Genomic DNA, 8657 nt, shown 5'->3' with positions numbered 1-8657 from the left:
CGCCGACAGCGGGTGGAGCGGCGTCGTGCTTGTCACGGGCAGCCCGTCACCGGGGGCCCGTCACCGGGAACCCCGGAAGCCGTCCCCCTCGACGATCAGTCCGGCGACCAGCGCCCCCGACATCCCGGCGTGCGCGAGACCGCCGCCCGGGTGCGCCCAGCCGCCGGCCGCGTACAGGCCGGGAAGCCCCGTGGTGTTGGACGGAGCGAGGAACCGGCCGGAGCGCCCCGCCAGGGAGGGCGGCGGAACCGCCCCGCCCGCCGCGCCGGTCACGGCGCGGGTGTCCTGGGGCGTACGGACCTCGCGCCACAGGATCCGGTCGGCCAGACCCGGAACCGCGGTGGCCGCGGCGGTCACCATCCGGTCCGCCCAGAGCGCGGCCAGGTCCGGCCTGCTCCAGTCGTACGCGGCGTGCACCGGCGCGGCGGCGGTGAGCACCACGGCTTCGTGCCCGTCGTCGGGGCGCAGGGCCGGATTGTCGGGGCGCGAGACGAACACGGTGGGGGAGAGGTCGTCCCCGACGGACTCCACCAGGCCCAACTCGTCGAAGACCTCCTGGAGTTCGAACCCCCGGTGCGCGGGGTGCACCACGCTCCGGTGCACCGCTCCGGCCTCCCGGGCCCCGTCGAGCGCCAGGAACACCGTCACCCGGCCCGCTCGCACCGGACCCGGCGAAGGCGCCGTCCCGTACGCCTCCTGCCCGCCCAGCAGTGCGGACAGCTGCTCCGGGGGCACCGCCGCGACCACCGAGTCCGCCTCGACGGCCGTCCCGTCGGCCAGCTCCACGCCCGCCGCCCGGCCGTCCTTCTCGACGACCGAGGCGACCTCCGCCCCGAAGACGAACTCCACCCGGCGGGCCAGACACCGCTCGTACAGCGCGCGGGCCAGCTCCCGCGTGCCCCCGGCCACGTACCAGCTGCCGAAGGTCTGCTCCAGATACGGCAGTACGGCGGCGGAGGCGGGGGCGTCGCGCGGATCCAGGCCGTACGCCAGCGCGTAACTCTCCAGCAGGGCGGCAAGCCGCGGATCGGCCAGCTCCCAGGCGGCGACCTCGGCGAGGGTGTCCGCCTGCCGGTCGCGGCGCAGCAGCCGCTTCTGCCGGACGGAGGGGTACGGATCGCGGCCCAGCACCTGGGCGTCGGGGCGCAGCGGCTCTTCGAGGAGCGGGCGCCGGGTGCGGTCCCAGGCGTCCCGCGCCCGGTTCATGAACTCGCCCCAGCGCTCGCCGAGGCCGGACCCCAGCGCCTCCTCCAGCGCCGAGACGACACCCGCGCGCGAGGCGTTCGGCAGTGAGACCGAGGTGCCGTCCGGGAAGAAGTGCCTGCTCGCGGGGTCGGTCTGCGCCATGCCGACGCACGATTCGAGGGGCTCCTTGCCCGTCTTCACGAACACGTCCCGGTACACGGCGGGCAGATGCAGCAGGTCCGGGCCCGTGTCGAAGGCGAACCCGGCCCGCTCGAAGCGGCCCACCGAGCCGCCGTACGTCCCCCCGCGCTCGTACACCGTCACCCGGTGGCCCGCCACGGCCAGCCGGGCGGCGGTCGCCATCGCGCCGAGCCCGGCGCCGATCACCACGATCCGTGCCATGCCAGTGACTTTAACGGTCGCCACCGACAACTCAGCCGGGAGGCGGTCCACCCCTGCCCGCCAGGCGTCTTTCTTCCCTGCGCTGCGCCTTCCGGCGGCGGAACCGCCTGATCCGCCTGGCCAGGAAGACCAGTATCAGCAGCCCGGCCAGCAGCAGTGCTCCGGCGATCGAAGCCGCCGCGACCGGATGGAACATGGCGAAGGTGATGATCCCCGCGACGCCCAGATCCTCCGCGGTGCTCACCGCGATGTTGCTGAACGGCTCGGGCGAGGTGTTCACCGCCATCCGCGTCCCGGCCTTGACCAGATGGCTGACCAGCGCGGTCGAACCGCCGACCGCGCCCGCCGCCATCTCCGGCAGCGAGCCGTTCTGCCCGGCGAGCAGTGCCCCGACGACCGCGCCCGCGATCGGGCGGATCACCGTGTGGACGCTGTCCCAGAGCGAGTCCAGGTACGGGATCTTGTCGCTGACCGCCTCGCACAGGAAGAGGATCCCGGCGACCACCAGGACGTCGGTGCGCTGCAGCGAGGCGGGCACCTCGTCGGTCAGTCCGGTCGCGCCGAAGACGCCGAGGAGCAGGACCACCGCATAGGCGTTGATTCCGCTGGCCCAGCCACTGGTGAAGACGAGGGGGAGTACCGACACGGACGTGATCGTAACCAGTTGCCGTCCCGCGGGGCTGGGGTTGAACACGCAGCCCTGAGTATCCGTACCTAGTAGGAGAGATGAGTAGGTACGCGGATGGGCTCCTACCTGGGATGACGAGAGAGTGGGGAGCACGGAAGGGGCGCCGGCGCCGAGACCGCCGACACGGGGCGGCGGAAGCGGCGCGGCTCCCCGGACGTAACGGGGCACGGGGGTTCACGCACCGGTCCGGTGAGGCTCGGGGGGGTCGAGCCTCACCGGACCGGTGTTTTTTCGTGCCTGCCGTGCCTGCTGTGCCTGCTGTGCCTGCTGTGCCTGCTGAGCCCGGCCGCGCCTGCCGCGCCTGCCGTGCGCGCTCAGTGCTGGGGGCCGCCCACCCGCCCGTGCAGCAGCCGGGACAACGCCGAGTGGACGTCGTCCAGCGAGCGCTCGCTCTGGAACGCCTGCCAGTCCAGCGCGGCCACCAGGACCATGCCGACCAGCGCTGCGGCGGTCAGCGGGATGTCGATCTCCTCGCTCAGCTCGCCGTTCGCGACGCCCTCGGTGAGGACGGTCTCGACGACGGCGACCGCCTGCTGGCGCACCACCAGGAGCGTCGACTGCCACGCCCGGTTGGTGCGCCACAGCTCGGCCACGTACAGCTGGGTGAAGGCCGGGTAGCGGTCGATGAAGAGCAGACCGGCCCGGATCATCGCGTCCAGCGCCTCGACCTTGGTGCCGCCTCTTGCGGCGGTCTCGTCGGCCGCCTCCTGGAGGGACGCCGTGAGCAGCCCGACGCCGTAGCGCAGCAGCTCCTCGAAGAGCTCGCTCTTGCTCTTGAAGTTGTAGTACACCGTGCCCTTGGCGACACCGGCCCGCTCGGCGATCTCCTCCACCGTGGTCGAGGAGAAGCCCTTCTCGGCGATGAGCGTCACGGCCGCCTCGTAGAGCTTCTGCCGGGTGTTGCGGCGGCGCGTGCTGGTGCTGTCCATGGCGTCGATTCTCCCAGGTCTCGCGGTTCCCGCGGATCTCTGGGGACTCAACGGCTGCGTGCTCACAGGCTCAGCTCCGGGTGCAGCCTGTCCAGCGTCCAGACCTGCTTGCGCTTGGCGGACAGAGCGGTGAGGGCGAGCGCCCCCGCGGTGAAGGCGGCCAGCACCAGGCTGCCCGTCCAGACCGGTTCCAGACCGCCGCCCGAGATCAGCCTGCGCAGCCCCTCGACGACGTACGTCATGGGCAGGAAGGGGTGGAGCGCGTTGAAGAACGCCGGCGACGTCTGGACGGGGTAGGTGCCGCCCGCCGACGTCAGCTGAAGCATCAGCACCGCCAGCACCAGGATGCGTCCCGCCGCGCCGAAGCGGGCGTTCAGCCACTGCACGATCGCCGCGAAGCAGCACGTCACCAGGGCCAGGAAGGCCAGCGTCCCGGCGGTGCGGGTCATCTCCAGGCCGAGCCCGAAGTGCAGTACGGACATCAGCGCGGCGATCTGGAGCACGCCGAGCGCCGCGACCGGCAGCCAGCCCGCGAAGGCGATCCGCCAGGCGGAGGCACCCGCCGCGAGCGCCCGCCGGTTGAGCGGCTGGATCAGCATGTACGCCACCATCGCGCCCACCCACAGGGACAGCGGGATGAAGTACGGGGCGAACCCCGTGCCGTAGTTGGGCGCCTTGTGCATCGACTGCGAGGCGAGCTTGACCGGGTCGGCCATCACCTCGGTGCGCTGGTCCCGGGAGTCCTTGTCGTAGTCGGGGATCTTGGCCACGCCGTCGTGCAGGCCGCCGGCGAGCTTCCCGCTGCCGTCGGCGAGCTTGAACAGACCGCCGTCCAGGTTGTTCGCCCCGGTCTTCAGCTTGCCGACGCCCTTGTCGAGGTCGGTGGCACCGGTACGGGCCGAGTCGAGTCCGGCGTGCAGCTTGGCGGCGCCCTGGGAGACCTTCTGGGCGCCGGAGTTGAGCGCGTTGACCTTGGCGACGGCGGACTTGAGGTCCGAGTCCAGGTGCGGTGCCTCGCGGACGAGGGCCTGCGACTTGGTCTGGAGGTCCTTGAGACGCGTGTCCAGGGTGGCCAGGTCGCCCTTGCTGTCCTTGACCATCGCGTTGACGTCCGCGGAGATCGTCGCGGCGTTCGCGGCGGCCGTGACGCCCTTCTTGAGGACGGGGCAGACGCGGGCCCTGGCCGAGGCGTCGGCCGCGGTGGCGTCGGCGTCGGCCGGGCCCTCGCAGAGTTCCTTGTGCGCGGCGGTCAGGTCGTCCGAGGCCCTGCGGGCCTGGGTCGCGGCTCCCGGAGCGTGCTTCACCAGGGTTTCCAGGTGGTCGCGGGCCGCCTTCGAGCTGTCCGCGACCAGCTGCGCGGACCTGGCGATCGACTTGCCGTCGTCCTTGAGGTACGGGCGGACCTGGCCCGCGACCTTGTTGACCTTCTGCGACAGCTCCTTGGTGCCGTCGGCGACCTTCTGGGAACCGGTCGCGAGGTCCGCGGCCCCCTTGTCGAGCTTCTTGATGCCGCCCGAGAGGTCCCCGCTGCCCTTCTTGGCGTTCGTCAGCCCGTTGGCGAGGTCCTTGGAGCCCTTCTTCGCCTTCCCGATGCCGCCGTCGAGGTCCTTGGCCCCCTTGGCGGCCTTCTCGGTCGCGTCGTGGATGTCCGAGAACGAGATGAAGATCTTGTCGAGGAAGCTGCGGGAGGCGTTCGTGGAAGCCGCCCTGCGCACCTCGGAGAACACCGACCGGGAGATCTGCCCGACGATGTAGTTGTTGGCGTCGTTCGTACGCACCTGGAGCGCGCCGGTCTCCGGGGAGTCGCCGGAGCTGGAGGCGATCCGCTCGCTGAAGTCGGACGGCATGGTCAGCGACAGGTAGTAACTGCCGCTCTCGACCCCGTCCTTGGCGTCCTTGGCGCTCACTTCCTGCCAGTCGAAGACCTTGCTGTCGAGCAGCTTCTTGGTGATCTCGTCACCGGCGGCGATCTTCTTGCCCGAGGCGTTCGCACCCTTGTCGTCGTTGACGAGCGCCACGGGGATCTTGTCGAGCGAGCCGTACGGGTCCCAGAAGGACCACAGGTACAGGGCTCCGTACAGCAGCGGCAGCAGCAGGAGCGCCACCAGTGCGGCCCTCGGCAGCTTCCCCCTGCCGAACCGCTTCAGCTCAAGAGCGGCCAGTTTCGGCGAGCGCATCGGCCGTCCCCTTCTCGGTCGTGTCCTGCGTCGTGTTCTTCGCTGCGCCTGCAGCCGCGTCCGTGCCTGCGTCCGTGCTTGCTTCTGTGCCTGCGCCCGTGCCTGCTTCTGTGCCCGTGTCCGCGCCTGCGCCGGTGGCGTCGTCGCCTCTTGAGGCGTCGGCCGCGGTGCTGATCCGCAGCGCGTCCTGCGGCGGCTCGCTGCACACGGCCAGGACCGTCGTCCCCGCCTGCGCGACCGACCGCAGCAGCTCCCACGCCTGCGCGCGCTCCGCGTCGGACAGCTTCATGTCCGCGTCGTCCAACGCGAGCAGCTGCGGCGAGCACATCAGCGCCAGTCCGACGGACAGCCGCAGCGCCTCCAGCCGCTCCAGGTCCCGTACGGACGTCCGCTCGCCCTTGGGCAGCGAGGCGAGGTCGAGCCCCGCCGCGGCCATCGCCGCGTCGATCCTGGCCCGGGCCTCGGCCCGCCGCACCGAGGGCCGCCGCAGCAGCGACCGCAGCGATCCGTCGAACCGGCGCTGCAGCAGGGCCCGTTCGCGCAGGTGCTCGGCGACGGTGAAGGCGGGGTCGAGCTCACTCACGCCGGCCACGGGACCCAGCGCGCTGATGCGCCGTACGCCCGCCATCTTCTTCGGCAGCCGCAGGCCGCCCACTTCGGCATGCCCCTCGGTGGCACGCATGCGGCCGGTGAGCGCGAGCAGCAGACAGGTACGGCCGGACCCGGAAGGCCCCACGATCGCGACGAACGACCCGGCGGGCGCGGTGCACTCCACGCCCCGGAACGCCCAGCCGCGCGGGCCCTTCAGACCAAAGTTCACTGCGGTCACTGCTGTCCCGGTGTGCGGGCTGTCCACGCACCCTCCCCATTTTTGAACTGACCGGTCAGTTCAAAATTATGCCCTCAGGGCCGTCGCGCAAAAGCCCAGGTCAGGCCGGATTGTCAGTGGCGTCCCTCACAGTGGGCACATACGGCCACAGCGCCGTTGCCCGACGACAGGAGGCTCGTCATGACTCGCGCTGGTGTCCACGCCGATGTTCACGCCGACGTCCACCCGGTGCAGCGCCGCTCCACGGCGCCGCCGGCCGCCCTCGACCTGCTCGCCCAGGCCCGCCAGGGGCTGGCGGACGCCGTGGTCACCGAAGCCGCCCACGAGCGGTACGCCACGGCCCACCTGGCCGCGCTGCGCACCGCCGCCGCGGTCCTCGCCGCCCGTGGCCGCCCCGAGTCCACCCCGCGCCGCAGGCAGCGGATCCGCAGCGCCTGGGAGGTGCTGCCCGAGACTGCGCCCGAACTGACGGAGTGGAGCGCCCTGTTCGCCTCCGGCGCCGAGCGCAGGGCCCGCGCGGAAGCGGGCATACGCGGCGCGGCGAGCGCCCGGGACGCCGACGACCTGGTGCGCGACGCCGCGATGTTCCTCCGGATCGTCGAGCGGATGCTCGTACTCCAGCCGATGCTCCCCAGGACCAGGGACGGACAGGAGCCGGGCCTTGGACCGGCCCCTGACGCACCGGACCCCGGCAGCGGGCCGGACCCCGCACAGGCGGGGTGACCTGGGCGGGGCCCGGGGCCATTAGGCTGGGCGGAGCCTTGTCAGCCGGGTCGGCGGGGATCTCGCACCGTTCGCCCCGCACCGTTCACCGAGGAGTCAATGCCGTGTCGGAATCGATGCGCCCCCGCGCCTCCCTCCGTACCGCCGTGGTCTGGGAGGTCCTCAAGGACGCCCTCGACCGGCGCGTCAAGGAGACCGGCCGCGACACCCTGGACGTCCTCGACACCGGAGGCGGCACCGGCAACTTCGCGGTGCCCGTCGCCAGGCTCGGCCACCGCGTCACCGTGGTCGACCCCAGCCCCAACGCCCTGTTCGCGCTGGAGCGCCGGGCCGCGGAAGGCGGGGTCGCCGACCGCGTCCGCGGTGTCCAGGGCGACGCGATCGGCCTGTTCGACGTGGTCGAGCGCGACGGCTTCGACGCCGTCCTGTGCCACGGCGTCCTGGAGTACGTCGACGACCCGGCCGAAGGCCTGGGCAATGTGGTCGCGGCCCTGCGCCCGTCCGGCACGCTCAGCCTGCTCGCCGCAGGCAGCGGCGGCGCCGTCCTGGCCCGCGCCCTGGCCGGCCACTTCAACGAGGCCCGCCAGGCCCTCACCGACCCGGCGGGCCGCTGGGGCGAGGGCGACCCGGTGCCCCGCCGCTTCACCGCCGAGCAGCTCACCGAGCTGGCCGAGGGCGCGGGCGTCGAGGTCGGCTCCGTGCACGGCGTCCGGGTCTTCGCCGACCTGGTCCCCGGCGTCCTGGTCGACACCGAGCCGGGCGCCATGGAGGCCCTCCTCAAGCTGGAGGCGGCAGCCGCCGAGCTCGCCGCGTTCCACGCGGTGGCCACCCAGTTGCACGTACTGGGCGGCAAGCGGGCCTGAGCCTGAGCCCCGCAGCACACCCGACGGCGGGCCCGAGCACGTCCCGAGCGGCTGCCGGGCCCGTCCGGAGCAACGCCCGCCAACCCCTCGTACGGGCCCTCCACGGGGGCTGATCAGGGACGAGTCCGGGTAGGAGTGAGGTACGGAGTCCGCCGCAGGCCCCCCGATCAGCCGCCGGGCCCCGTATGATCGGGGGACACCGTCGGCATGACGGGTCGGCCGTTGGGGAATGCACGCTTCAACAGCCAAGCCGGCACGGCGGCCCGGATTGGCGAATTGGCGTAGAGGGCGGGTTTCACGGGGGCGATTCCCTGCCTATTCTGAAAGGGCCGCATCCGGTCGCCCCCCGCGACCGACGAGTAGGAGGACTCCGTGCCGCTCTCGGAGCACGAGCAGCGAATGCTCGAGCAAATGGAGCGAGCGCTGTACGCCGAAGATCCCAAATTCGCGACAGCGCTTGAGGGAAGCGGGCTGCGTACGTACACCCGGCGACGGGTCTACCAGGCGGTCGCAGGCTTTCTTGTGGGTATCGCGCTCCTCATGGCCGGAATGGTCGCCCAGCAAATCTGGGTGAGCGTGGTCGGCTTCCTTGTCATGCTCGGCTGTGCCGTCCTCGCGGTCACCGGATGGCGCAAGGCTCCCAAACCAGGCGAACAACCCGTTCCCGGCATGGCGGCCGCAGGCCGTCAGCCCAGGCAGCGCCGCTCGGTGATGAACCGCATAGAGCAGCGCTGGCAGCGCCGCCGCGACGAGCAGCAGGGCGGCTGACCCCAAGCAGGGCAGGTATCAGCAGGGCCGGCCCGTGCAGGGCAGGTCCCAGCAGCGCTGACACCGGCAAGAGCGAGCAGTACAGGTGAGGGG

8 protein-coding genes are annotated in these 8657 nt (G+C 72.0%); 3 read left to right on the top strand and 5 right to left on the bottom strand.

Annotated elements, in window-relative coordinates; all coding sequences use genetic code 11:
- Positions 1–60 precede the first annotated feature (60 nt).
- The 5 genes from ACWGIG_RS33890 to ACWGIG_RS33870 form a co-directional block, all read right to left on the bottom strand.
- The gene (locus ACWGIG_RS33890) at positions 61–1587 is read right to left on the bottom strand and encodes a phytoene desaturase family protein (protein WP_453325535.1); all 1527 of its coding nucleotides are present in this window, start codon (positions 1585–1587) and stop codon (positions 61–63) included.
- A gap of 31 nt (positions 1588–1618) precedes the next feature.
- On the bottom strand, positions 1619–2233 hold the full coding sequence (locus ACWGIG_RS33885; RefSeq protein WP_453325534.1) for a DUF4126 domain-containing protein: 615 nt from the start codon (positions 2231–2233) through the stop codon (positions 1619–1621).
- Positions 2234–2589: 356 nt separating this feature from the next.
- Positions 2590–3204 carry a TetR/AcrR family transcriptional regulator gene (locus ACWGIG_RS33880; RefSeq protein ID WP_453325533.1) on the bottom strand — a complete coding sequence of 205 codons (615 nt, stop codon included), beginning with the start codon at positions 3202–3204 and terminating at the stop codon, positions 2590–2592.
- Positions 3205–3266: 62 nt separating this feature from the next.
- Positions 3267–5381 (bottom strand): YhgE/Pip family protein, encoded by a 2115-nt coding sequence (locus ACWGIG_RS33875; protein WP_453325532.1) that lies wholly within the window; start codon positions 5379–5381, stop codon positions 3267–3269.
- Positions 5353–6237: an ATP-binding cassette domain-containing protein gene (locus ACWGIG_RS33870; RefSeq protein WP_453325531.1), complete on the bottom strand. Its 885-nt coding sequence runs from the start codon at positions 6235–6237 to the stop codon at positions 5353–5355. Before ACWGIG_RS33870 ends, ACWGIG_RS33875 begins: the two co-directional genes overlap by 29 nt.
- 153 nt (positions 6238–6390) lie before the next feature.
- Between ACWGIG_RS33870 and ACWGIG_RS33865 the strand changes: the two genes are divergently transcribed.
- The 3 genes from ACWGIG_RS33865 to ACWGIG_RS33855 all read left to right on the top strand — a co-directional run bounded on the left by ACWGIG_RS33865 (position 6391) and on the right by ACWGIG_RS33855 (position 8564).
- Positions 6391–6933 (top strand): SAV_6107 family HEPN domain-containing protein, encoded by a 543-nt coding sequence (locus ACWGIG_RS33865; protein ID WP_453325530.1) that lies wholly within the window; start codon positions 6391–6393, stop codon positions 6931–6933.
- A gap of 104 nt (positions 6934–7037) precedes the next feature.
- Positions 7038–7796: a methyltransferase gene (locus tag ACWGIG_RS33860; protein WP_453325529.1), complete on the top strand. Its 759-nt coding sequence runs from the start codon at positions 7038–7040 to the stop codon at positions 7794–7796.
- Positions 7797–8168: 372 nt separating this feature from the next.
- On the top strand, positions 8169–8564 hold the full coding sequence (locus tag ACWGIG_RS33855) for a DUF3040 domain-containing protein (RefSeq protein WP_401751472.1): 396 nt from the start codon (positions 8169–8171) through the stop codon (positions 8562–8564).
- Positions 8565–8657: the final 93 nt, after the last annotated feature.

The organism is Streptomyces sp. NPDC054863, from assembly GCF_053610825.1.
The sequence above is the reverse complement of the archived record's forward strand: the minus strand, read 5'-3'. Positions and strand labels throughout refer to the sequence as shown.